General features: G+C 51.8%; 1 protein-coding gene. It reads right to left on the reverse strand.

The window, feature by feature from the left end; genetic code table 11:
- Positions 1-785: 785 nt before the first annotated feature.
- Positions 786-1,044, reverse strand: a 259-nt coding sequence (locus tag MJD61_19155; protein MCG8557380.1) for a transposase, incomplete at its 5' end; no start/stop codon positions are given.

The following is a 1,044-nucleotide window of genomic DNA, read 5'->3' on the forward strand; positions in this document are numbered from 1 at the left end:
ACCGGCCTGCACCGCTTTCACAATACGCGCTTGGAGCCGCCGCACGTTGCGTGTTGCTTTACGCCAATCGACGGCGTGCCACGTCACTGCATCGTGTGAGGGTGCGTCAGCTAACAACGAGACTGCTCTTTTCACTGTTGCTGTCATCCTGCATTCCCTCCTGGGACGGATTCCCAAACTCTTTTGTGATGAGATACCAGATGGAAGTCTGCCCACTTTCGTGTGAGATAATGTTGCTGATGCTCAATCTCTATTCGCCTCGTTACAAGGCGACGTTCGCTTTTTCCATCCTCCTTTACCTGCATTCCTTTCGGCTCGCCTCACGGCTCACTTTCCCAAAAGAACTGCCATGGGAGGAATACGAGCTTACCACGTTCCGAATGAGTAGCAATGAATGGGTTAGGTCCCGCCTTTTCGCCGGTGGTGCTACATCTGCGGCAGAAGATTTCGCAGCTTCTACTCTTGACCACTTGCCTTTTTGACCCAAGCCTGTCAGCACCTTTGGCTTGTTCGTACTGACGACGATTATCAGCGATTCACATATGTTGACCATACCATTTGACCTTAGCTCCCGACCGCCTTGGTGCTAGCAGTCGCAACCTGTTCTCACGAATACAGTTGCCGTCCTGATGGACGAGGCTACATTGTCTCAGAGGCTTCGCACCCCGCCGTTGCCAGCGACGCACGCTCTGGTAAGGGACCGGTCGCAGAAAACCGGGTTACATCATTTACTATTGTGTAACAACTACTCACACGGCTTGCCGTGTCGCACACGAAAACCTACGCTAAGCAATCACATCCCAAGGTTCAAGATTAAGAGGCCGCAATTCGCCACTGGCGATGGGGTCGGCCAAGGCAAAGGAAAAGCGTCCAAGTACATTGAGATGCTTATGTTGAAGGGGTGAGAGCCGAGCTTGATCTTCTGGATGAATTGTCATGTCTTCAGACTGTAAGTGTTCCTGTGCGGCCTGCATATATAACGTATTCCAGAGAATAACGGCATTGGTTACGAGGCCGAGTGCATTCAACTGATCTTCCTGTCCC

This window comes from Pseudomonadota bacterium (assembly GCA_022361155.1).
Classification (GTDB): domain Bacteria; phylum Myxococcota_A; class Polyangia; order Polyangiales; family JAKSBK01; genus JAKSBK01.